22 protein-coding genes and 1 pseudogene are annotated in these 21,974 nt (G+C 65.4%); 10 read left to right on the forward strand and 13 right to left on the reverse strand.

Translation table 11 applies throughout. The features are described 5' to 3' along the window. Positions 1 to 10: 10 nt before the first annotated feature. Positions 11 to 982, forward strand: coding sequence for an MBL fold metallo-hydrolase (locus tag NM2_RS13845; protein WP_067668455.1), 972 nt, complete (start codon positions 11 to 13; stop codon positions 980 to 982). 70 nt (positions 983 to 1,052) lie between these two features. Here the strand turns inward: NM2_RS13845 and NM2_RS13850 are convergent, their stop codons facing one another. The 9 genes and pseudogenes from NM2_RS13850 to NM2_RS13885 all read right to left on the reverse strand — a co-directional run bounded on the left by NM2_RS13850 (position 1,053) and on the right by NM2_RS13885 (position 8,142). Continuing rightward, positions 1,053 to 1,529 carry an OsmC family protein gene (locus NM2_RS13850; RefSeq protein WP_067668457.1) on the reverse strand — a complete coding sequence of 159 codons (477 nt, stop codon included), beginning with the start codon at positions 1,527 to 1,529 and terminating at the stop codon, positions 1,053 to 1,055. Continuing rightward, positions 1,507 to 1,938, reverse strand: a complete 432-nt coding sequence (locus NM2_RS13855; protein WP_169816173.1) for a GNAT family N-acetyltransferase — start codon at positions 1,936 to 1,938, stop codon at positions 1,507 to 1,509. The genes NM2_RS13850 and NM2_RS13855 overlap by 23 nt, the downstream gene beginning before the upstream one ends. A 28-nt stretch (positions 1,939 to 1,966) precedes the next feature. Then, the gene (locus NM2_RS53405; protein WP_439956872.1) at positions 1,967 to 2,368 is read right to left on the reverse strand and encodes a hypothetical protein; all 402 of its coding nucleotides are present in this window, start codon (positions 2,366 to 2,368) and stop codon (positions 1,967 to 1,969) included. Continuing rightward, positions 2,351 to 2,953: pseudogene (gene recX / locus NM2_RS53410) on the reverse strand (recombination regulator RecX); the annotation flags it as partial. The pseudogene recX and the gene NM2_RS53405, both read right to left, overlap by 18 nt. Positions 2,954 to 3,331: 378 nt before the next feature. After that, the gene (gene recA, locus NM2_RS13865) at positions 3,332 to 4,375 is read right to left on the reverse strand and encodes a recombinase RecA (RefSeq protein WP_067668692.1); all 1,044 of its coding nucleotides are present in this window, start codon (positions 4,373 to 4,375) and stop codon (positions 3,332 to 3,334) included. 207 nt (positions 4,376 to 4,582) lie between these two features. Then, positions 4,583 to 5,653, reverse strand: coding sequence for an Lrp/AsnC family transcriptional regulator (locus NM2_RS13870; RefSeq protein ID WP_067668461.1), 1,071 nt, complete (start codon positions 5,651 to 5,653; stop codon positions 4,583 to 4,585). 99 nt (positions 5,654 to 5,752) lie between these two features. After that, on the reverse strand, positions 5,753 to 6,634 hold the full coding sequence (locus NM2_RS13875; protein WP_067668695.1) for an SAM-dependent methyltransferase: 882 nt from the start codon (positions 6,632 to 6,634) through the stop codon (positions 5,753 to 5,755). Between the two features lie 135 nt (positions 6,635 to 6,769). Beyond that, positions 6,770 to 7,540, reverse strand: coding sequence for a hypothetical protein (locus NM2_RS13880; RefSeq protein ID WP_067668463.1), 771 nt, complete (start codon positions 7,538 to 7,540; stop codon positions 6,770 to 6,772). Next, entirely contained in the window at positions 7,537 to 8,142 is a 606-nt protein-coding gene (locus NM2_RS13885; protein WP_067668465.1) for an ABC transporter ATP-binding protein, read from the reverse strand. The genes NM2_RS13880 and NM2_RS13885 overlap by 4 nt, the downstream gene beginning before the upstream one ends. Positions 8,143 to 8,680: 538 nt before the next feature. Here NM2_RS13885 and uppS point away from each other — a divergent pair. Both uppS and NM2_RS13895 read left to right on the forward strand, forming a co-directional pair. Beyond that, a complete protein-coding gene (uppS, locus tag NM2_RS13890; RefSeq protein WP_084530939.1) occupies positions 8,681 to 9,445 on the forward strand; it encodes a polyprenyl diphosphate synthase in 765 nt (254 codons plus the stop codon). Between the two features lie 48 nt (positions 9,446 to 9,493). Continuing rightward, a complete protein-coding gene (locus NM2_RS13895) occupies positions 9,494 to 10,483 on the forward strand; it encodes a terpene synthase family protein (RefSeq protein WP_084530940.1) in 990 nt (329 codons plus the stop codon). A 14-nt stretch (positions 10,484 to 10,497) separates the two neighbouring features. Here NM2_RS13895 and NM2_RS13900 read toward each other — a convergent pair whose 3' ends face one another. Continuing rightward, positions 10,498 to 11,784, reverse strand: a complete 1,287-nt coding sequence (locus NM2_RS13900) for a cytochrome P450 (RefSeq protein WP_067668469.1) — start codon at positions 11,782 to 11,784, stop codon at positions 10,498 to 10,500. Positions 11,785 to 12,028: 244 nt separating this feature from the next. Between NM2_RS13900 and NM2_RS13905 the strand changes: the two genes are divergently transcribed. Both NM2_RS13905 and NM2_RS13910 read left to right on the forward strand, forming a co-directional pair. Beyond that, positions 12,029 to 12,592: a TetR/AcrR family transcriptional regulator gene (locus NM2_RS13905; RefSeq protein ID WP_084530966.1), complete on the forward strand. Its 564-nt coding sequence runs from the start codon at positions 12,029 to 12,031 to the stop codon at positions 12,590 to 12,592. Positions 12,593 to 12,714: 122 nt separating this feature from the next. After that, the gene (locus NM2_RS13910; protein WP_067668473.1) at positions 12,715 to 13,554 is read left to right on the forward strand and encodes a mycofactocin-coupled SDR family oxidoreductase; all 840 of its coding nucleotides are present in this window, start codon (positions 12,715 to 12,717) and stop codon (positions 13,552 to 13,554) included. Positions 13,555 to 13,566: 12 nt separating this feature from the next. Here NM2_RS13910 and NM2_RS13915 read toward each other — a convergent pair whose 3' ends face one another. Further along, positions 13,567 to 14,109 (reverse strand): TetR family transcriptional regulator, encoded by a 543-nt coding sequence (locus tag NM2_RS13915; protein ID WP_067668699.1) that lies wholly within the window; start codon positions 14,107 to 14,109, stop codon positions 13,567 to 13,569. 229 nt (positions 14,110 to 14,338) lie between these two features. On the opposite strand from NM2_RS13915, the gene NM2_RS13920 reads away from it, so the two are divergent. The 4 genes from NM2_RS13920 (at position 14,339) to NM2_RS13935 (ending at position 18,389) form a co-directional block, all read left to right on the forward strand. After that, entirely contained in the window at positions 14,339 to 15,169 is an 831-nt protein-coding gene (locus NM2_RS13920; RefSeq protein WP_067668475.1) for a mycofactocin-coupled SDR family oxidoreductase, read from the forward strand. An 11-nt stretch (positions 15,170 to 15,180) separates the two neighbouring features. Continuing rightward, the gene (locus NM2_RS13925) at positions 15,181 to 15,999 is read left to right on the forward strand and encodes a mycofactocin-coupled SDR family oxidoreductase (RefSeq protein WP_067668477.1); all 819 of its coding nucleotides are present in this window, start codon (positions 15,181 to 15,183) and stop codon (positions 15,997 to 15,999) included. An 81-nt stretch (positions 16,000 to 16,080) separates the two neighbouring features. Then, a complete protein-coding gene (locus NM2_RS13930) occupies positions 16,081 to 16,914 on the forward strand; it encodes a carboxymuconolactone decarboxylase family protein (RefSeq protein ID WP_067668701.1) in 834 nt (277 codons plus the stop codon). Positions 16,915 to 16,922: 8 nt separating this feature from the next. Beyond that, on the forward strand, positions 16,923 to 18,389 hold the full coding sequence (locus NM2_RS13935; RefSeq protein WP_067668479.1) for an aldehyde dehydrogenase family protein: 1,467 nt from the start codon (positions 16,923 to 16,925) through the stop codon (positions 18,387 to 18,389). Positions 18,390 to 18,485: 96 nt separating this feature from the next. Here the strand turns inward: NM2_RS13935 and NM2_RS13940 are convergent, their stop codons facing one another. Together NM2_RS13940 and NM2_RS13945 are read right to left on the reverse strand one after the other, a co-directional pair. Further along, on the reverse strand, positions 18,486 to 19,325 hold the full coding sequence (locus tag NM2_RS13940; protein ID WP_067668481.1) for a mycofactocin-coupled SDR family oxidoreductase: 840 nt from the start codon (positions 19,323 to 19,325) through the stop codon (positions 18,486 to 18,488). A gap of 74 nt (positions 19,326 to 19,399) precedes the next feature. After that, positions 19,400 to 20,677, reverse strand: coding sequence for a cytochrome P450 (locus tag NM2_RS13945; protein WP_067668484.1), 1,278 nt, complete (start codon positions 20,675 to 20,677; stop codon positions 19,400 to 19,402). A 396-nt stretch (positions 20,678 to 21,073) separates the two neighbouring features. Between NM2_RS13945 and NM2_RS13950 the strand changes: the two genes are divergently transcribed. After that, entirely contained in the window at positions 21,074 to 21,733 is a 660-nt protein-coding gene (locus NM2_RS13950; RefSeq protein ID WP_067668486.1) for a TetR/AcrR family transcriptional regulator, read from the forward strand. The last annotated feature ends 241 nt before the right edge of the window (positions 21,734 to 21,974 follow it).

Genomic DNA, 21,974 nt, shown 5'->3' on the forward strand with positions numbered 1-21,974 from the left:
ATCAGGACGAATGAACGGAAATATTCCGCCACTGACGCGCCGAGGACTGTTCGGCGTAGCTGCGGGTGCCGCGGCGACGGTAGGCGGCGTGGCCTGCGGAACCGCCGAGGAGAACACCCGACGCGCACGACAGCTGACCGGGATCCGGCTGCGCTGGTGGGGCAACAACAGCTGGGAGATCCGGATCTCCGCTCCCAGCGGCGACCGGACGGTGCTGATCGATCCATGGCTCACGAGGTTCCGCACCGGCACCTATACCCCCGCGGGCGCCGACCCGGCGACGCCGCTGTCGGTGGACACCGCCCTGATCGACCACTACGTGGACAGCGGCGAACTGCGCGCCGACCACATTCTGGTCACCCACGGGCACTACGACCACATCACCGACGTCCCGTACCTGGCCCACCGCACCGGTGCCACGGTGATCGGCACCGAATCCCACCTGAATCTCCTGATCGCCCTCGGCGCCCCGCAGGACCAGTTGTCGATCGCGTCGGGCGGCGAGTACATCGACTGCGGCACTCACCAGATCCGGGTGCTGCGCTCCCTGCATTCCCAACTCGGTCCCCGTGCCCGCGTACCGTTCCCGGGCACGCGTCCGGCAGCCCCACCGCCGCGCCCTCGCACCATCGCGGATCTCGTCGAAGGCGGCACGCTCGCCTACCAGATCGACGGTCCCGGCGGTTCGGTCCTGAACCTGGGCGGTTCGAACTACATCGAATCCGAACTGAGCACCCTGCGCCCCGACGTCCTGCTCCTGCCCGTCGGCGGTTCGAATGTGCACGATTACGTCCCGCGCCTCCTACATGCTCTGGGAAACCCGCCCCACATCCTCCCGACGCACTGGGACGATTTCGACCTCCCCCTGAGTCGGCCCGCGAAGGACACCGGCGGACTGGCCCCGCTCCGCAAGGCCGTCACCGCAGCCAGCCCCTCCAGCGCCTTCGTCGTCGTGGATCATCTTCAGACGTATCCCACCTGATCGCCGCGGCTTCAACATGGAATTGTGGTCCAGCGGAACAACTCCGGCACTCTCGGTCGGGCTCCGCGGCTCATTCGTCCACGTCCGATACGACCGGCTCGCAGCGCACCTCGAAATTGACCGAGTTGGCGATGAAACACATCTTGTGCGCGCGCTCGTGAAGGATCCGAGTCCGGTCGACGTGCTGGGATTCAGCTGTTCGTACCTGCGGACGCAACACCACTTCCGAGAAGTGACCGCCCCCATCGGCTGTTTCGACCATGGTCCCGGACGGACGATCGGTGTAATCCGTGACGACTATCCGCTCCTGCGCACACAGTGCGAGAAACCAGAGCATGTGACACTGCGACAGGCTGGCGACCAGAAGTTCCTCCGGATTCCACCGCTCCGGAACACCCCGAAACGCGGGGTCGGCGGTACCGGGAATTACCGGCTTACCCAGCGCCGCGATATCGTGCGCACGCTCGTATTCCCGATATCCGCTGGTGCCCGTCCCGGTATTACCGGTCCAGGTCACATCCACTTCATAATGATGAGTCTTGGGCACTGCAATCTCTCTTTCTCGAGAACCTGGCCAGACGCACCCGAAACCTTTCGACCCCGGGATACTTCTCGCCGAGCGAGGTGGCGGCGAATCCCGCGGCGAGGTAGAAGCCGAGGGATGCGGAGTCTGTTTCGGCCACCAGATCCGAATCCGGATGGCGGGAACGGATCTCGGCCAGCAGCCGCCGCCCGATACCGGTGCCACGATGCGGCTCGGCCGTGGCGATGTGCCGGAGAGTTATTCCGGCGCGGTCTTGCGCGTATCCCGCCACACCGATCGGACGATCGTGCACGACCAGCGCGAGAAGTACTGCGCCGCAATCATTGCGGTAGCTCTCGCACGCAGCGGTGAGCCGGGAGCGATCACCGCCGATCGCAGCGAACAGAAGCTCGGCGACCGCGGGATCGTCCACATCGGCCGGGGGGATCCGGAGTGCCGGATCACCCGATGTCCGCGGCTGCCAGTTCGGCTTTGACGAGTGCATAGGCTCGGGACTGGTTGTAGCCGCGGCGGGCGAGCATGCCTACCAGGCGGCGGATCAGCTTGTCGCGGTCCAGGTTTCGGGTCGCGGTTCGGAGTTTGCGTTGGATCAAGGCGATGGCCGCATCGTCGGAGTCGGTATCGGAGAGGGCGTTGCGAGCGGTGCGGACGGCGTCGTCGTCCGAAGCGTGGTGCTCATCGGCATCGGCGGTGCGGCGGCGACCGCCTGACGTGGTGTCGGCGGCGGAGAGGGAATCGTCCGATGCTGTGCGGCCGGGGAATTCGGTGCGACGCAGGGTTGATCCCGAGTGTTCCGGGCGTGGCGGGGCCGGGAGATCGGCCTCGGCGACTGCCGCCTTCACGACCGTGTAGGCGGTGGACGGGTCGTAGCCTTTGCGGGCCAGCATTCCCACGAGACGTCGAGTTGCCTTGTCGCGGTCCAGGTCCGCGGGGAGGGTGCGGAGCTTGCGATGGACCAGGTCGGCGGCGCGGGTCTGTTCGTCGTCGGCGCTGATGGATTCCAGGGCGGGAGCCGCGACGTCGGGGGCGACGCCTTTGCGGCGCAGTTCCTGGGCGAGCACCTTCTTGCCCTTACCGGAGTACGTGTGCCGCGAATGCACCCACTGCTCGGCGAATGCCGCATCGTCGATCAGCCCGACGGCGGCGAGCCGATCCAGGGCACGCTCGGCGACCTCGGGCGCAAAGCCCTTGTCCGCCAACTTGTTCGCCAATTCGGCCCGGCTCCGAGCCCGATCGGTCAGCAGCCGCAGACACAGATCCTTTGCCTGTGCCTCGGTCCCCGCCGAGGTCTCCTGTTCGGACGCCTCCCCTCGCCGCGAACGGCGTCCTGAGCGCTCCGCCCCGGACCCCGGTACATCATCCGTGAATCGCCGCCCAGCGCCGGACTCGCTCCCCCTACGGCCCGACCGCCCCGGCGGGGCATCCATGGCCTCGGACAACTCATCCGAATCCATTCCGCCGGAACAGTATTCGTGATCTCGCCTTGGGGCGGGGTCATCGATCGCACGCCAGGGCACCGGATCCCCGTCAGCCTGCTCGCTCGACTCACACCCCGTGGTGTTCGAACCGATCGGGCCACCATCGGAACGCCACAGCCCGGTGGCACTCTCCTCCCCCGCGCCGGACGACTTTCTGCGGATCGGGCGGCGGTGTGGGCGAAAGGATTCCGTGGAATCGTCCGCGCGCGCACGCTCACCGGACTCGAGTTGTTCGAGCTGGCGGCGCAGGCGCTCCACCGCTTCGAGCCGAGTCGCGCCGGGGTCGCGGGCGGACCCGGACCCCGGCGGTTCCCGGTGCGGCATCGGTTAGAAGTCGACGGGCGCCTCGGCACCCGCGTCTGCGGTGACATCGGCACCGATGCCGAGCTTCTCCTTGATCTTCTTCTCGATCTCGTTGCGCACGTCGACGTTCTCCAACAGGAACTTGCGCGCGTTCTCCTTGCCCTGGCCGAGCTGATCGCCCTCGTAGGTGTACCAGGAGCCGGACTTGCGGATGAATCCGTGCTCGACACCCATATCGATGATCGAGCCCTCCTTGGAGATGCCCACACCGTAGAGAATGTCGAACTCGGCCTGCTTGAACGGCGGGGCCACCTTGTTCTTGACGACCTTGACGCGAGTGCGGTTGCCGACCGCGTCGGTACCGTCCTTGAGCGTCTCGATCCGGCGGATGTCCAGGCGCACCGAGGCGTAGAACTTCAGTGCCTTACCACCGGTGGTGGTCTCGGGCGAGCCGAACATGACGCCGATCTTCTCGCGCAGCTGGTTGATGAAGATGGCGGTGGTGCCGGAGTTGTTGAGCGCGCTGGTCATCTTGCGCAGCGCCTGGCTCATCAGACGGGCCTGCAGACCGACGTGGCTGTCGCCCATCTCGCCCTCGATCTCGGCGCGGGGCACCAGCGCGGCCACCGAGTCGATGACGATGATGTCCAGCGCACCGGAACGCACGAGCATATCGGCGATTTCGAGTGCCTGCTCACCGGTGTCGGGCTGGGAGACCAGCAGCGCGTCGGTGTCCACACCCAGCTTGCGGGCGTAATCCGGATCCATGGCGTGCTCGGCGTCGATCATGGCCGCGACGCCGCCGTTGGCCTGGGCATTGGCGATCGCGTGCATGGCGAGCGTGGTCTTACCGGAGGATTCCGGACCGTAGATCTCGATGATGCGACCGCGCGGCAGACCGCCCAAGCCCAGGGCGACGTCCAGCGCGATCGATCCCGTCGGAATGACCGAGATGGGCTGGCGCGCCTCCTCCCCGAGGCGCATCACCGCGCCCTTGCCGAAGCTCTTCTCGACCTGGGCCAGGGCCAGCTCGAGTGCCTTGTCGCGATCGTAGGCCTGTGGTGCCATCGTCTGGTTCCCCTTCTCACGGGTGATCGTTGTGTGGTTGGCGCCCACAGTAGAGGGCGGCACCGACAAGTTCTGCCGCCAAGCTTAGACGAACACGTGTTCGAGGCAAGCGACACGCCTGACCACACCGAACCCATCTCCTCGGGCAGCACCCGTGACGCCTGACCACACCGAACCCATCTCCTCGGGCAGCACCGCCCGACCAGCTCAGGCCCTCCGCTCCGGCGGCACCACCGCGATACGGTCCGCGCCCATCAGCGCCTGCGCCTGCTTGAACACCCGCAGCGAGGGAGTCACCTCGACATCGGTGATGCCGTCGAGCGACCCCAGCCGCTCGGTGACGTACCGGTACAGATGCGCGGTGTCGCGGCAGACGATCGAGGCGATCAGATTGGTCGCGCCGGTGGTGGCGGCGGCGAACGCCGTCTCGGGGAAGGCGGCGACGGCGGTGCCCACCGCGTGCAGATCGGCCGGACGGGTCCGCAACCACAGCGAGGCGCGCACCGCGTATCCCATCCGCTCGATCGCGAAGTCCAGATCGAAATACAGCACTCCGGCCTCCACCAGCTCGGCCATCCGCCGCGCGGCCCGGGTCGGACTCCAGCCGGTCTCGGCGGCGATCCGGGCGTACGACGCGCGCCCGTCACGGCCCAGCAGTGTCAGCATCGCCTCGTCGTCCGCCGACAGATCCATCGGCTCGTCCGGTCCCGCCGGATCGGCGATCGACCGGGTCGAGGAGCCCAGCGCCGCCCGCTGTTCGGCGGTGAGCAGACCACCGAAACGCGGCCACTCCTCGTCGAGCGGGAACCGGTGGATGATCTCGTACGCGTTCAACCGCGTAACCTGGCTGGCTTGAGGAAGGATGTTGAGCAGCAACGCATCTCGCTGCTCCGCGGTGCGCGGACGACTCACGCACGTCACCTCCGAACCGGTCGCCAGCAAGGCCACCCAGCTGACATCGGGCAGCCGCGCCAGCGATTCGGCCAGCCGCAGCGCCTTGTCCGGAGTCGAGCCCAGCCGCAGCATCCACCGGGTGCTGCCCAGCGGCACCGCGTTCACCAGACCGGAGATGTGCAGGATGCCGCGCCCGCGCAGGGAACGATAGCGCCGCGCGACGGTCTGCTCGGAAACGCCCAGCACCGCACCGAGTTTCGCGAACGGGATGCGCGGATCGGTCACCAGGCCGTGCACGACCTGCCGGTCGAGCAGGTCGAGTACGGAGGATTCGCGCACTCCATCGACGATCACGAGGGGATTCCCATGCTGCTGGTCGGTCATCGGGTGGAATTCCCCAGTATGCCGCACTTGCGCATCGATATCGTTCGCGTCCCGATATCGATGACGACCGTCACCGCCGGACGACGGTCACCAGATTGATCAGCGATGCGCTGACGTGCCCCTGCCCGGCTCGACCACCGGCAGCGGCCGACCAGCGGCGCGCAGACAGTCCGCCAGCTCGGTACGCTCGGCATCCCAGCCGCGCTCGGAGAACCACTGTGCCGCATCGGATCTCGGCTCGTTGTAGATCAGCCGCGCCCAATCGCTCCCGGCCTCGTCACCGGCCTGCTCGGACTCGGTCAGCTCGGTGTAGGACTCCCGGGGCAGCGGCGTCATCTGCTCGATGGCGGCGCGACTGCCCGCCGCACTGGCCGAATCGAGTGTGCTGAACAGCTGATCCTGCGCGTCCGGGGTGATGTAGATCAGCAGCCCCTCCACCAGCCAGGCGGTTGGCGCCGACGGGTCGAAACCGTTGCCCCGCAAGGCATCGAGCCATTCGTCCCGCAGATCCACCGCGACCTCGCGGCGATCGGCGAGCGGTTTGATTCCGGCGTCGGCCAACGTCCCGCGTTTGAAGTCCAGCACCTGCGGCCGATCGAGTTCGTAGACCACCGCGCCCTCGAGGCAGGCCAGCCGATAGGCGCGGGCGTCGAGCCCCGCCGCCAGGATCACCACCTGCGCGACGCCCGCTTCCCGCGCGGTCCGCAGGTAATCGTCGAAATACCTTGTCCGCCCAGCGATGTGGGCGCGGAAGGACGTCCCGAAATCCGGCGACCGCAGGATGTGGTCGCGAGTGAGTTCGGGATCGGGATCGGCCAGCAGCGCCCATTCCCCGCCCGCGGCCCGCAGGAACAGCCCGGCCAGCGGATCGACCGCGAGCGGCTCGTCGTCCTGTCCGGCCAGCGTCCGCGCGGCCGCCACGAACAGCGCGGTCGACCCGACACCAGTGGTGACATCCCAGTCATCCGAATCACTTCGCATGCCGGTCACGCTATCGACGGGTCACCGGAATCGGCACCCATCACGCACCGCTCCGCGAGTTTCCTCCATGACGGACAGACTCAGCGATAGTTTCCGCCATGGACAGCCACCACGAAGCCGGGTCATGCAACCCGCTCACGTCGCGGGTCGAAGTGCGGAGCGGGTGCGCAGGTGGAAAGCGACGAGCCCGAGGAGTGTGCTCGCGGCGAACCAGGCCAGTTGCACGGCGAAGCCCGCGAATGGCGTGGTGTCGGAGAAACCTGCGGCGGTGGACGCCTGCATCGCCCCGTAGGAAGGTAGCCAGCGCACGAGCCCGCTGTCCGCCCCGACGCTGGCGATGGGGTTCTGCACGGCCATGTCGAGGCAGCTGATCATCGCGATGGCGAACATGCCCTCGACCTCGCGGTGCAGCAGCGCGCCGAGAGCGACACCCAGTGCCCCATAGGTCATCGCCGCGCCGAACAGCGCCGCGGCGAGCAGGACGGGCTGCCGGGGCGACCAGTAGCAGCAGATGATCGCCGTGGCGTACACGGACACCACCACCGAGGCCAACACCAGGCAGGCGATCTTCGCCATCCCCAGCGCGACCCGGGGGTACCCGGCCATGGACAGCCGCCGGTCGAATACTCCGCTGCTGAAAGTCGCCGCGAACATCATGAACCCGACGATCAGCGTGACCGCCATCAGCGCGGCGCTGATCTGGGCGAGCTGATTGCCGTTGGCGTGCACGACCAGACCGGTGTCCCGGAGCCGGAACGGTACCTCGATGCCGGTGATGGCCACGCGCGCCAAAGTCACCAGTACGGGGACGAAAGCGGCCACCAACAGCATGGCGAACCGGTTGCGCGCGTGCTCGATGAGGCCGTAGCGGGTGGCGATCAGGAACAGCCGGAAACCGTTGCTCATGCCACCGTTTCCTGTCTGTCGTGCAGGATCCCGTCGTGCAACCGCCACACCTGATCCAGCTTGTCGGTGTCGTGGGCCAGATGCGAGACGACCAGGACCGACCGGCCGGTGTCCCGGAACTGCGAGACCAGATCCCAGAAACGCAGATACGTCTCCCAGTCGAACCCCTGGTACGGCTCGTCGAGCAACAGAACCTGCGGGTCGTGCATCACCGCCAGGGTGAGGTTGAGCTTCTGCCGGGTGCCGCCGCTGAGCGTCCCGACCCGCTCATCGACGTACTCGGACAGACGCAAGGTCTCCATGGTCTCCTCGGCCCGCCGCAGGTCCGGGATCGCATAGGCCGCGGCGAAGAAATCGAGGTGCTGGCGAACCGTGAACGCGTCGTTGAGGACCACTTGCTGCGGGCAGTAACCGAACCTGCCACGGTGGCGGACCACTCCCCGGTCCGGTCGCAGCCCGCCCGAGAGGACTTGCAGCAACGTGGATTTGCCGACCCCGTTCTCGCCGACGATTCCCACCAGCGCTCCCGCCGGCAAGGTGAAGCCGATGCCCCGCAGCACCGACCGCCTGCCGTACGAGTGGTGGACGTCCCGCACTTCCATCGTTGCCCCTTCCTACCGCCGATGCGATAGCCCGGCAACCGTACGGATTCTAACAATCATCGACGAAAGTCTCTGCCAGGAAGGCTGATTCGCGGTGCACACCCTCCGTCCCCCCGGCGGGCGTGCACCGCTGCCCGGCCGCGGTCGCCGGAAGCACCCGAGCCGAACGTGCGACGCACCGACGGACGGATTGGTAAGATCATCTGCGACGGCTTTCCAACCGCCGACCTTCCAGAGTTCAGCGGAGCGGAGTCGAGTCATCACCGTGTCGATCGCTTGCCATGAGAATCAAGGTCGGTTGTGATATTGACGAGTCCCCTTCCGGCAGTTACTGATCCGTCGTTTCCGCTGGCCACGGGAGTGCTCACTCCGGTTCCGGCCGGCGACCAGTGGTGGTAGGCGGCACCGATCCTCGCCGCAGCGCCTCGAGCAGCTCCGTCCACCCTGCTCGGTAGCCCCCGCGACGGTTACCGGCTCGGACACTGATCTCCCCGCCCGTCGCCGTGGGCGTTTCTTCCGCAACCCACCTTCATTCGACATGGAGTTCGCAATGCAGAGCAGACCACCTCTCGACCCACTCAATATGCCCCGGCATGTCGCCTGCATTCCGGATGGAAATGGAAGGTGGTCGCAGCTGCGCAACGGATCCCGAATCGGCGGACACAGCCAGGGCGCACGAGTAATCCACGATCTCATAATGAGCGCATCCGATCTGGGGATCGAATGGTTCACGGTATTCGCTTTTTCCGCGGAGAATTGGCAACGTCCCGAGATCGAGGTCAGATTCATTGCCAGTACGATCGAACGAGCCATCTACCGGTGGCTCGATGATTGCAGTCGGAGCAACATACGGATCAGATGGATCGGGCGCGCCGATACGCGCATACCTCGTGCGCTGCGCAGGGCGATCGACTATGCGACATCGACGACGAAGAACAACACCGGAATGACATTGACCGTTGCCTATAATTACAGCGGCCGCAATGAAATCGTCGATGCGATCCGCAAGATGATCGAGGACGGCGTGGACGCCGCGGATCTGGACAGCGATCTGGTGAGTCGATACCTGTACGCCCCGGATATGCCCGATCCGGATCTGGTCATCCGCACGTCGGGAGAGAGCAGGATCTCCAATTTCCTGCTCTGGCAGCTCGCCTACAGCGAACTCGTGTTCACACCTGCGCTCTGGCCGGATTTCACCGTCGATCACCTCTTGGATGCAATTCGCGAGTATCAGCGACGAGATCGAAAATTCGGAGCCGTCGACGACGGCATTGAAAAGTTGGATACACAGCTGCACTAGCCCCGGGTGGACATCCCATCACCCTCGAATGATCAGTTGGAGATATCGATGAGCACGGATTGGGCAGCCAAAGTCCCGAACCTACCGTTCGAGGACACCTATATCGCAGATTCTCGCATAAGCCCCTTCTGGGCGCAGGTGGAGGCGAAATCACGGTCGGTGCGCACGGAATGGTTGGGGCCGCTCACATCTACCGAAAAGGAGCGATTGCACGGAATAGATTGCGCGAAGATCGCGTGTCAGCTGTTTCCGGAAGCCTACCTCGACGACTTGGTCGTACTCACGATAATGTGTGAATGGAGCTTCCTCATCGACGATCGGATCGGATTCGACGAATACCACTCGCTGGAGGATCTTCAGAACGATATCTCGCGCTTCGATCGCATACTCGAGACAGCGCGGGTAGATATTGCCGAACCCGGGCTCGAATACACTCTCGCCAAATGTCTACAGCAGATCTACCCCAGGCAGTCGGACAGCTGGAAGAAACGAACACGGCAAAACTTTCTCGACTGCATTCTGGCCATGGGGATCGAACTCGACAACCGGCGGGAGGGGTACGTACCGGGTCGCCAGGAGTATATTTCGATGCGTCGGAACACGGTCGCCCTGTACCTGCTGTTGGATATAAGTGAATTCATGCTCCGGATCGAAATATCGGACAGGTTGTACGATAGCGGAGAAATGTGCGATCTCCGCGAAAGCTGGGTCGATATCGCGGCCTGGGTCAACGATATGGCGTCGTACCACAAGGAAGACGCAGCCGGTGAGGTGAACCTGATACACGTCGTGCGAGCCGAGAAAAATCTCTCGCTCGAAGCGGCATTCGATGAAGTGGCCGCTATGATCGAATCGCGTGTCGACGATCTGATCGAAGCCGAACGCTCATTGAAGGACAGTATCGCGTACAGAAACAGCACCGCCGCCGAGCGTGACGCGGTCGACGTCATGGTGCAAGCAGCGCGGAACGGAATGGGAATGTACGTGCGACATCACCGAGAATCGCCGAGATATGCCAGCAACGGCAGCGGCGTGTAAATTGCCGGACCGAATCAGCGTGCGCCCGCGAGCGTGAATTCGATGTGCAATTCCCGCAATCCGCGCAACAGGAACGTCGGCTCGTACCGATAGCCGCGCCGTTCCGCCGGACCGTGCGCGCTCTCGTCGATCGTGATGTCCCGCAAGCGATCCAGCATCCGATTCAGCGTGACCTGGCCTTCGACCCGGGCCAGCGGCGCACCGGCGCAGGTATGGATGCCGCGGCCGAAGGCGATGTGCTCGCGGGCATTACGGCGATCGAGGCGGAATTCGTCCGGATTCTCGAACTTGCGCGGGTCGCGATTGGCCGCGCCGATGCACAACATCAGCACGGTCCCGGCGGGGATGTCGACGTCACCGAGGCGAGTCGCCTTGCGCGCCAACCGGAAATCCACCTTGGTCGGGCTCTCGGTGCGTAGCGACTCCTCCATGAACGGGCCGATCAGCCGACGGTCCTCGCGCAGCGCCCGTTGCAGTTCGGGCCGTTCCGCCAGTACCCGCACCGCGGCGCTGAGCAGTTTGGTGACGGTCTCCTGTCCGGCGGCGAACAGGAAGGTCGCGGGCCGGACCACCTCGATGATCTCGGGCATGACGCCATCGGGATAGGTCGTGGACGCCAATGCGCTGAGAATGTCTCCGCGCGGCGTGCGGCGACGGTCGGCGATGTACTCGCCGAAGGTTTCCTCCAGCCATTCCAGCGGATTGCTCCCCACCGGCTCGTGGTCGAGCGCACCCACCCGGCTGCCCGGAGTCTTGTGTCCGGCAAGGGTTTCCCGGAATGTCTCGCGATCCGCCTCGGGCACGCCGAGCAGATCGGCGATGACCAGCGTGGCGAAGGGCTTGGCGTAATCGGCGAGGAATTCGCAGCGCCCGCCGGAGAGGAATTCGTCGAGCTGGCGGTCGGCCAGCCGCCACATGTACTCCTCGTTTTCCTTGAGCCGCTTGGGCGTCAGCAACCGGCTCAGCAGCGATCTCGCTCGCGTGTGGTCCGGCGGATCCATGGTGACCATATGCTCGAAAATCGGGAACCTGTGGCGGTTTTCGCTGATCTGCGCGGTGATGTCGTCACCGGCGGGTTCGAACGGCAGCGGCGGGAACGGCCCGCCGATCGAGACGCAGGCCGAGAAGGACTCCGTATCTCGGAACGCCTCCACCGCCTCCGGATATCCGGTGACGGCCACGACGCCGTAGTTCGGTTCGCGGAACACCGGATTCCGGCTGCGCAGCCAGGCCAGGTAGTCGTAGGGGTCCTGCGCGATCTGTGGATCGGAGAAGTAGTCGAGGGTTGCCGGATCGGTCATTGCACACCGCCGTGGATCGGACCGTCGCCCGCATCCGCCCGCGCCGCCTGTCGCGTCACCGGACGAATGCTGATCGATCGATCAAACTGTTAGAATGGCCCATGCCTATCACGAAGCGCGACGAGCGGTCAAGAGCGGCCTCTCCGGCCCGAAGCCGTTGCACTGCTGAAGTTCTCGACGATCTCGCGGTCCGGCAGGCCCGCGCGTGAGCAAGCGCGGGGACGCGGGCGCGCGCGAGCGGCTGATGGAGGCGACCGCCCAGATCATGCGCGAGGAGGGCTATGCGGCGGCGACTTCGCGACGGGTGGCCGCGGCGGCCGGGGTGCGATCGGCCCTGGTCTACTACTACTTCCCCACGATGGACGACCTGTTCCTGGCGGTCTTGCGCACCGGCGCGGAGGGCGCACTGGAGCGGATGCGTCAGGCGATCACCGAGGACGATCCGCTTCGTGCGCTCTGGATGATCAACACCGACAGCAGGTTCACGCAACTCAACATGGAATTCATGGCGTTGGCCAACCATCGCAAGGCCATCGGCGCCGAGCTGCGGATCTACGCCGAACGCGTCCGGGATATCGAGACCGCCGCGGTCACCCTGGTCCTGCGCGGGTACGGCGTCGACCTGGAAGAGTTCCCGCCCGTGGTGATGTCGATGCTGCTCACCGGCGCGGCGCGCATCCTGTGCAACGAGGGCACGGTGGGCGTCGAACAGGGACATGCCGAACTGCGCGCCTTCATCGAGCGCTACCTCAATCGGTTCGACAGCCCACTGCCGGTACGCAATTCGCGACACGACTCTGCCTCGTAGTTTCTCCGGAACCGTTGACAGCACACCCGGCCGGTGTCACATTTGATCGATCGATCAGGAAATTCCGGTCGACGCGGAGATCGAGCGTCGATTGCTCGATCCGAGACTTACGAGGTGGTTTCATGGCTGGGCGGGTCGAGGGCAAGGTCGCCTTCATCACAGGTGCGGCACGCGGTCAGGGCCGCAGCCACGCGGTGCGGCTGGCACAGGAGGGCGCGGACATCATCGCCGTCGACGTGTGCAAACCGGTCAGCGGCAGTGATGTCATTGCGGCGTCCACTCCGGAGGATCTGGCCGAGACCGCCGACCTGGTCAAGGGTCTCGGGCGTCGGATCGTCACCGCCGAGGTCGACGTGCGCGACTTCGACGCTCTGCAAGCGGCGGTCGACGGCGCGGTAGAGCAGCTGGGCTGTCTGGACGTCATCGTGGCCAACGCCGGTATCGGCAACGGCGGCGCGACGCTGGACAGGACGGAGGAGCGGGACTGGGACACCATGATCGGGATCAACCTGTCCGGCGTCTGGAAGACCGTGAAAGCCGGTGTGCACCACTTGATCTCGGGAGGCACGGGCGGCTCGATCATCCTCACCAGCTCGGTCGGCGGACTCAAGGCCTACCCGAACACCGGTCACTACATCGCCGCCAAGCACGGCGTGATCGGCCTGATGCGCAGCTTCGCCGTAGAGCTCGGTCAACATTCGATCCGCGTCAACACCGTCTGTCCCACGAACGTGAATACCCCGATGTTCATGAACGAGGGCACCATGAAACTGTTCCGCCCGGATCTGGAGAATCCGACCAAGGAGGATTTCGCCCCGGTCGCGCAGTTCATGCACGTCCTGCCGGTGGGCTGGGTCGAGCCGGTGGACATCAGCAACGCGGTGCTGTTCCTGGCCTCGGACGAGTCCCGCTACATCACCGGCCTGCCGATGACCGTCGACGCCGGCAGCACCCTCAAATAGCCACCCACACAGTCAACGTCCGCGCTCGGCGAGATAACCCGTGGTCAGCCAGTACACGGTCCGGTCGAGCGCGGGCACGATCTGCCGGACCTCGATCTCCCCGCGCGCGAAACGCCCGAGCAGCCCGTAGACCAGGCTCGACACGACGGTGTCGAGGTCATCGACGAAATCGCTGTCCACACCGTCCAATACGGCCATCGCCGCGGGGACGACCGCCTCGAATCCGCGGCGGATGAGCGCATCCCCGCCGGGCGCCGAGCGCGCCCGGAAATAGGCCGCGAGCAGCGCCGGATGCCGCTCCCACGGCTCGAAGATCCGGCGCAGCACCCGCATCAGTCCCTCGTACAGCGACTCTTCGCCGCGCCCGCGCGCCTCCAGCCCGGCGTACCGATTCTCCCGCATCCACACTTCCAGTGCGGCGCAGATCAATTCGTCACGCGTGCCGTGCAGCTTGTAGATCTTGGTCAGCGACACCCGGGCGCGCCGGGCGACTTCGCGCACCTGCAACGCGTCATAACCTTCGGCCTCGAGCAGGTCCACCACGGCCCGATGAATCCGGTCGTGCGCGGGTTCGGCCGTCCGCTCATCGACCGCGACACATTCGGCCTCAGCACCTTTCGCGCTCAATACCGTTTCCTTCCCGCATCCGGACAAGCGTGCTACTCTCCAACTGGTAATCAGATTACCGCAGTACAAGCGCATAACTTGCGAATAATGGTAACCGCGCTCTCGCCGTGACGCAGCCCGGCGGCGCGCACTCCGCTCGTCTTCGAAGCGAGGATCGATGGGTTCATTGGATGGCAGAGTCGCCTTCATCACCGGTGTGGCACGAGGGCAGGGCCGCAGCCACGCGGTCCGATTGGCCGCCGAGGGCGCGGACATCATCGGCGTGGACATCTGCGCCGACATACCCAGCAACAACTACCCCCTCGCGACCCGCGCGGAGCTCGACGAGACCATCTCGCTCGTCCAGGACCGAGGTAGACGGATGATCGGTTCGATCGCCGATGTGCGCGACTTCGCCACGGTGCGTGCGACATTGGACGCCGGTGTCGCCGAATTCGGCCGATTGGACATCGTCTGCGCCAATGCGGGCATCGCACCACTGTCGCTGGAACAGGTGCCGATCGAGACCGAACTGGCGCAGTGGACCGATGTGATCGGGGTGAATCTGTCCGGCACGTTCCACACGGTCCGCGCGGCGATTCCCCATCTCGTGGCCGGTGGTCGCGGCGGCAGCATCATCCTGACCAGTTCGACCGCGGGTCTGGTCGGCATGGGCGGGCTGGACGGCGGCGGCCTGGGCTATGCCGCGTCCAAGCACGCCATCGTCGGCATCATGCGATGTCTGGCCAATAACCTTGCCGCCCAGAGCATTCGGGTGAATACCGTGCATCCGACCGCGGTGAACACGATGATGGCGGTCAATCCACAGATGATGGAGTGGGCGGCGAACAATCCCGACGGCGGCCCGCATCTGATGAATCCCATGCCGGTCTCGCTGCTCGAGCCGCGGGACATCAGCGATGCGGTGGCATTCCTGGCCTCCGACGCGGCCAAGTACATCACCGGCGTAACCCTCCCGGTCGACGCCGGTTTCTGCAACAAACTCTGAGCGAGGCGGATATGACGCACACGAATGCGAGCGGCCGGGTGGCCGGTAAACGAGTCCTGGTCACCGGCGCGGCGCGTGGGATGGGCCGCAGTCATGCGGTGCGGCTCGCCGAGGAGGGCGCGGATCTGATTCTGGTGGACATCTGCCGATCGCTGCCGGAGATCGAATATCCATTGTCCGCCCCGGAGGATCTGGCCGAAACCGCCCGCCTGGTAGGGAAATTCGGTCGTCACGCCATTACCGCGATCGTGGACGTGCGCGACGCCGCGGCGCTGGCATCGGTGGTGGACGACGGTGTCGCCGAACTGGGCGGCCTGGACGCCGCGGTGGCGAATGCGGGCGTGCTGACCGCGGCGACCTGGGATGGGACCACCCCCGATCACTGGCGAACCGTGATCGACGTCAACCTGATCGGGGCGTGGAATACCTGCGCCGCGGCCCTGCCGCATCTGGTCGGCCACGGCGGCAGCCTGGTCAACATCAGCTCGGCCGCCGGCATCAAGGGCACTCCCCTGCACACCCCGTACACCGCCTCGAAGCACGCGGTGGTCGGCATGAGCAAGGCACTGGCCAATGAGCTTGCCGCACAGAGTATCCGGGTCAATACCGTGCATCCCACGGGCGTGCAGACGGGAATGAATCCGGCATCGCTGTTCGGGCTGCTGTCCGAGAAGCGGCCGGATCTTGCGCCACTGTTCGGCAACGCGATGCCGGTCCCGATGATCGACGCCGTCGATGTGAGTAATGCCGTGCTGTACCTGATCTCGGACGAGTCGCGATACGTCACCGGTATGGAGTTCAAGGTCGATGCGGGCGTCACCGTCAGGTAGCCGGGTGTGCGCCCCCGGAGCACGCCACACACGCGACTCATCAGCCACGCCAACGGATCAACGATGTGGAAGGCACAATTCATGACCACGATCGATACCGCCGGGACGCGCGATTCCGCGCGTACCGAGCGCGGCAGACGCGCGTTCGGGGAGGTGATGACCGTTGCGGCCCCGGACGATTCGAGCCCCGCCATCGCCCGCGGCCTGATCGATTTCGTCTTCGCGGAGATCTGGACCCGGCCGGGCCTGACCAGGCGGGAACGTCGATTCATCACCCTGGCCTGCGTCGCGGACGCCGATGCCGAGGCGCCGATCGTGGAGCACGTGTACGCGGCGCTCAACAGCGATGACATCACCATCGCCGAAATCCGCGAGGCGGTACTGCATTTCGCGGTCTACGCGGGCTGGCCGAAGGCCTCGCGGTTCAACATGATCGTGGACCAGCAGTGGGAGCGCGTCAATCACGAACGCGGGCAGCAGGTTCCGCCACCGGAACCACTGCTTCCGCTGGTCACGCCCAGCGATCCGCAGGCCCGGCTGGCCCGGGGCGAGCAATCCTTCCGAGAGGTCAACTGCCTGCCGTACGTCCCGGACCGGGACAACCCGTATCAGGGCGCGGGCATCCTCAACTTCGTCTTCGGTGAGATGTGGCCGCGACCGGGCCTGGGCATGAAGGAGCGCCGGTTGATCACGGTGGCCTGCGTGGCATTCCAGGACGCGCCCTATCCGATCATGTCGCACGTCTACGCGGCATTGAAGAGCCGCGACCTGTCCTTCGCCGAAATGGATGAATTCGCACTGCATTTCGCCGCATATTCCGGCTGGCCGAAGGCATCGCACCTCGATCGGGTGATCGCCGAGCAGAAGGCCCGCGTCGTCGAGGAGTGGCGCGCGGACGAGGCACAAACGTCGTAGGAGCACGCATGTCCACGGAAATCGACAGCGCACGGCCGTTACGGGGCGGGCCGATCATCGGCGGGGATCGCCTCACCCGGACCACCGAGGGAACGTACGACCACCTCTACCCCGCGACCGGCCGGCCCAACGGGACGGTCCATGTGGCCGGACCGACAGAGATCGACCAGGCGGTCACCTCGGCCCGGGAAGCACAGCGGGAGTGGATCTCCTACACCACCGATCGCCGCCGGGATCTGCTGATCGACCTGGCCGACGCCGTGCACGAGACCATGTCCGAATTCACCCGGCTCAATGTGCACGACTACGCGGTGCCGGTGTCGCTCGCGGTGAATGCCGTTCTGCTGGAACGCTTTCTGCGCTATTTCGCGGGATATGCCGACAAGCCGCACGGCCTGAGCACACCGGTCACCGGATCCGCGGATGTGAATCTGGTCGAGCGGGAACCCTACGGTGTGGTCGGTGTGATCGCGCCGTGGAACGGCTCGATGGTGGTGGCCGGTTCCTGCGTCGCCCCGGCGTTGGCAGCGGGCAACGCAGTCGTGTTGAAGCCGTCGCTGCTGGCGCCGTTCGCGGCGCTGCGACTCGGCGAATTATGTACCGAGGCAGGACTTCCCGCGGGACTGGTGAACGTCGTGCCCGCCGATACGCACGGCAGCGAAGCGCTGGTGCGGCATCCGGGAATCGGCAAGATCCACTTCACCGGCGGTGCGGATACCGCCCGCCGAGTGCTGACGAGTGCGGCGGCGAACCTCACCCCGGTGGTCGCCGAATTGGGTGGAAAATCGGCGAATCTCGTCTTCCGCGATGCCGATCTCGACGCGGCGGCACAGCTGGCCGCACACCAGGGACCGATCATGCAGTCCGGGCAGAGTTGTGCGAGCGCGAGCCGGGTGCTCGTGCACGAGTCCGTCTACAGAGCGTTCACGAAGAAGTTCGTCGCGGCGATCGAGGCCGCGACCGTGGGCGATCCGTTCGATCCAGCGGTCGTCTTCGGGCCGGTAATCAGCGAGAACGCCGTCGAACGCATTCTCGGGGTGATCGAGCGGACGGTCGCCGACGGGTCCGGGGAACTACTCACCGGCGGTCGGCGCATAGGCGGCGCACTGGCCCGGGGCTACTACCTGCAGCCGACGGTATTCGGCACGGTCGACAACCGATCGGAACTGGCCCGGACCGAGACCTTCGGGCCGGTGGTCTCGGTCATTCCGTTCACCGACGAGGCACACGCGATCAGCCTGGCGAACGATACCGAGTACGGCCTGAACGCCTTCGTCCAGACGACGGATCTGGCTCGGGCACACCGGGTTTCGCGGCAGCTACAGGCAGGATCGGTCTGGGTCAACCAGATCAGCGATATCTCACCGCAGGGCCCGTACGGCGGCTACAAGCAGAGCGGATTCGGCCGAACCGGCGGTCTCGACGGGTTGTACGAATTCCTCCAGGTGAAGAACATCCGCATCGGGATGAACTGAAATCACCACGCCGAGGATGATGGTCGAGAGCCCGCTGTCCGCGTGGGCGGATAGGTATTCAGCCACGCGGGCAACGGGTTTCAGGCCATAACTATTTTATTTGAGGGTGCTGCCGGCGTCGACGGTCATCGGCAGGCCGGTGATGTAGCGGGACTCGTCCGAGGCCAGGAACAGCACCGCGTTGCTGATGTCCACCGGCTCGACCCAGCCCACCGGCAGGACGTGCATGAACTGCGCGACCGGGGCGAAATCCTCCTTGGTCGGATTCTCCAGATCCGGGCGGAACAGTTTCATGGTGGCGTCGTTCATGAACATCGGGGTGTTCACGTTCGTCGGGTGTACCGAGTTGACGCGGATCGAATGCTGGCCCAGTTCCACCGCGAACGCCCGCATCAGGCCGACCACGCCGTGCTTGGCGGCGATGTAGTGACCCGTGTTCGGGTAGGCCTTGAGTCCGCCGACCGAGCTGGTGAGGATGATCGAGCCACCGCGGCCACCCGAAAGGACGTGCGGGATACCGGCTTTCGCGGTCTTCCAGACACCCGAGAGGTTGATCCCGATCATGGTGTTCCAGTCCTGCTCGCTGGTCTTGTCCAGCGTGTCGCCGCCGTTGCCGATACCGGCATTGGCCACGATGACGTCCAGCCGGCCCAGCTGCTCGACGCCGCTGTCCACCGCCGCCTGCAACGCGTCGAAGTCGCGCACGTCGACCTCGGCGGTGACGATCCGACGCCCCAGGCCCTTGACCAGGTCGGCGGTCTCGGCCAGATCCTCCGGAGTGGAGGACGCGATGGCGTCGCTGCCGCTGACCGGCTTACAGACATCGACCGCGATGATGTCCGCGCCCTCCTGTGCCAGCCGCACCGCGTGGCTGCGGCCCTGACCGCGTGCCGCACCCGTGATGAAGGCGACCTTGCCCTCGACCCGTCCGGTCATTTCTTCCTCGATTCGTTGTGCTGTCGATATGGCCCGTCCCGTGGAAGGGCCTGATGTGCAAGGGAATCCGTGCTTCAGGGATTCGGGGTGAAGGTGATGTGCAGGTTGGACAGCCCGCGCAGGATGTAGGTCGGCTCGTAGTCGAAGTGCCGATCACCCTCGGGGCCGTGGTGTTCGGGATCGATGCGGATGTCGAGCATCCGGTCCAGGATCCGCTCGATGGAGATACGGCCCTCGGCCCGCGCCAGCGGCGAGCCGGGGCAGGTGTGGTTGCCGCGCCCGAACGCCATGTGCTCGCGGAAGTTCTTGCGGTCCAACCGGAATTCGTGCGGGTTCTCGAACCGGCGCGGATCCCGGTTCGCCGCGCCGGGGCAGACCATGACCTTCGAACCGACCGGCAGATCGACCCCGCCCACCGTTGTGGCCCGCTTCGCCAGCCGGAATCCGCTCTTGACCGGCGCGTCCATCCGCAGCGATTCCTCGATGAAGACCGGGATCCTGCTGCGATCCGCGCGCAACGCGTCCTGGATGTCGGGGCGCTCGCCCAGAATCCGCAGTGCGGAGCCGAGCAGTTTGGCGGTGGTCTCCTGTCCCGCGCCGAACAGGAAGGTCGCGGACCGGACCACGTCGATGACCTCCGGGGTGGACCCGTCCGGATACTTCGCCTGTGCCAGTTGGGTCAGCACGTCGTCACGCGGATTCTCGCGACGGTCGCTGATGTAGGCGCTGAACTTCTCGTCCAGCCACTCCAGCGGGTTGCCGGACACGATGTCGTCGTCCAGCGCGCCGACCCGGGTGCCGGGACGCTCGGCTCCGAGCACGACCCGGAACTGCTGGTGATCCTCCTCCGGAACACCCAGCACATCGGCAACCACAAGCAGCGCAAAGGGTTTGGAGTACTCGGCGAGGAACTCACAACTGCCCTGGCTCACGAACTCGTCCAGCTGGCGGTCGGCCAGCCGCCACATGAAGTCCTCGTTCTCCTTCAACCGCGCCGGGGTGAGCAGCCGGCTCAGCAGCGACCGCGCGTAGGTGTGATCCGGCGGATCCATCGTGACCATGTGCTCGTACATGGGCATCTTGGTGCGGTGCTGTTCGATCAGCGCGCCGATGTCGTCGCCCTCGATCTCGAACGGCAGCGGCGGGAACGGGCCGCCGATCGAGATGATCGAGGAGAACAGGTCGGGATCCTTGAACACCTCGGCCGCCTCCTCGTATCCGGTGACCGCGTACACACCGTGATGCGACTCCTGCGACACCGGGCATTTGGCCCGCATGTGATCGAAGTACGGGTGCGGGTCGGGTACTAGCGACGGGTCGGTGAAGTAATCGACCGAATCGAAATCAACCATCCGGAGAACTCCTGAGTGAGCTGGGCAACATACGGATGGTAACACAGTTACTCAAATACGCGAATGAGGTTCTCTCGGCGGGCAAACCGCTCTCCGAACGGAGAGATACCGGCAGAATCAATGAAGAACAGGCCTTCTGCCCGGAGTCCGGCGAACGGAAGCACGCTCCACGGGCATCGAGGCGTACTGCGGAGGTCGACCGAGAGCCGGTCGGGCCGGGCCTCAGCGGCTCACCGACACGGCCCGCGCATGACAAAAACGAGAATGCGATTCTCCAAGTCCGCGAGACGGCTGCTCGTCAGGTGGAAGGAGAATGTCGTCATCGTCAGAATAATATCTCATTCTCCTATATAGTTCATCCATGTTCTCATCAGATGACCGGGGAACGAGGCGCCGGTGACTACCCCGAGCGAAAAACCAGCCTGGAAGCAACGAGCCGTCGAACGGTCGTTGCACACCGCCAAACTGCGTGCCGAGCAGCGGGTGCAGCGGTTCCTGGACGCCGCCCAAGTGATCATCACCGAGAAGGGCACGACGGACTTCACCGTTCAGGAGGTCGTCGACCGCTCCCGTCAGTCACTGCGCAGCTTCTACATGCAGTTCGACGGCAAGCACGAACTTCTGCTCGCCCTGTTCGAGGATGCGCTCAGCCGCACCGCCGACCAGTTGCGCGCCGCGGCCGACGCCCGCACCCAGCCGCTGGACAAGTTGCGCACCGCCGCGGTGCTGCTGTTCGAGCTGTGCCGACCCGATCCGGACACCGCCCGACCGCTGTTCACCGATTTCGCACCGCAGCTGCTGATCTCGCATCCCGGTCACGTGAAGACCGCGCACGAGCCGATGCTCACGCTGTTCACCGAACTGATGGATCAGGCGCGCGAGGCCGGGCAGCTGCGTTCGGAGGTAGCCTCGCGGCGGACCGCGGCCATGCTCATGCAGACCCTCATGTTCATCGCGCAGGCCGCGGGGACGTCCGGCGACGAGGGCCAGCAGCCGATCTCATCCGACGAGGCGTGGGACTTCTGCGCCCGCGGATTCGTTCGGCGAGACGATTAGCGAATCACCCCTCGACCTGGCCATCTCCGAACTTCCCCGATCGAATCGGTGCCGCTTCACAACTGGACGAGATTGTCATTCTCGCTAGAATGTAATGTCATACTCACATATGACATACAGGATATTGCGCACCCCACCCACTCGATCGGCCGAACGAGGCCGTAGCCCCGAAGGAAGACCGTGCTGTCACGTGACGATGACGTCACATATGCAGAACCGCCCGTAGCGACGGCTCTCCAGA

The organism is Nocardia miyunensis NBRC 108239 (assembly GCF_001613065.1).
Lineage (GTDB): Bacteria > Actinomycetota > Actinomycetes > Mycobacteriales > Mycobacteriaceae > Nocardia > Nocardia miyunensis.

What these genes read in the sequence shown, in the direction of transcription:
- NM2_RS13845 (WP_067668455.1), top strand. Translation starts at nt 11, where the DNA reads ATGAACGGAAATATTCCGCCACTGACGCGCCGAGGACTGTTCGGCGTA.
- recA (WP_067668692.1), bottom strand. Translation starts at nt 4,375, where the DNA reads ATGGCACCACAGGCCTACGATCGCGACAAGGCACTCGAGCTGGCCCTG.
- NM2_RS13870 (WP_067668461.1), bottom strand. Translation starts at nt 5,653, where the DNA reads ATGACCGACCAGCAGCATGGGAATCCCCTCGTGATCGTCGATGGAGTG.
- NM2_RS13875 (WP_067668695.1), bottom strand. Translation starts at nt 6,634, where the DNA reads ATGCGAAGTGATTCGGATGACTGGGATGTCACCACTGGTGTCGGGTCG.
- NM2_RS13880 (WP_067668463.1), bottom strand. Translation starts at nt 7,540, where the DNA reads ATGAGCAACGGTTTCCGGCTGTTCCTGATCGCCACCCGCTACGGCCTC.
- NM2_RS13885 (WP_067668465.1), bottom strand. Translation starts at nt 8,142, where the DNA reads ATGGAAGTGCGGGACGTCCACCACTCGTACGGCAGGCGGTCGGTGCTG.
- uppS (WP_084530939.1), top strand. Translation starts at nt 8,681, where the DNA reads ATGGAGTTCGCAATGCAGAGCAGACCACCTCTCGACCCACTCAATATG.
- NM2_RS13895 (WP_084530940.1), top strand. Translation starts at nt 9,494, where the DNA reads ATGAGCACGGATTGGGCAGCCAAAGTCCCGAACCTACCGTTCGAGGAC.
- NM2_RS13900 (WP_067668469.1), bottom strand. Translation starts at nt 11,784, where the DNA reads ATGACCGATCCGGCAACCCTCGACTACTTCTCCGATCCACAGATCGCG.
- NM2_RS13905 (WP_084530966.1), top strand. Translation starts at nt 12,029, where the DNA reads ATGGAGGCGACCGCCCAGATCATGCGCGAGGAGGGCTATGCGGCGGCG.
- NM2_RS13910 (WP_067668473.1), top strand. Translation starts at nt 12,715, where the DNA reads ATGGCTGGGCGGGTCGAGGGCAAGGTCGCCTTCATCACAGGTGCGGCA.
- NM2_RS13920 (WP_067668475.1), top strand. Translation starts at nt 14,339, where the DNA reads ATGGGTTCATTGGATGGCAGAGTCGCCTTCATCACCGGTGTGGCACGA.
- NM2_RS13925 (WP_067668477.1), top strand. Translation starts at nt 15,181, where the DNA reads ATGACGCACACGAATGCGAGCGGCCGGGTGGCCGGTAAACGAGTCCTG.
- NM2_RS13930 (WP_067668701.1), top strand. Translation starts at nt 16,081, where the DNA reads ATGACCACGATCGATACCGCCGGGACGCGCGATTCCGCGCGTACCGAG.
- NM2_RS13935 (WP_067668479.1), top strand. Translation starts at nt 16,923, where the DNA reads ATGTCCACGGAAATCGACAGCGCACGGCCGTTACGGGGCGGGCCGATC.
- NM2_RS13940 (WP_067668481.1), bottom strand. Translation starts at nt 19,325, where the DNA reads ATGACCGGACGGGTCGAGGGCAAGGTCGCCTTCATCACGGGTGCGGCA.
- NM2_RS13945 (WP_067668484.1), bottom strand. Translation starts at nt 20,677, where the DNA reads ATGGTTGATTTCGATTCGGTCGATTACTTCACCGACCCGTCGCTAGTA.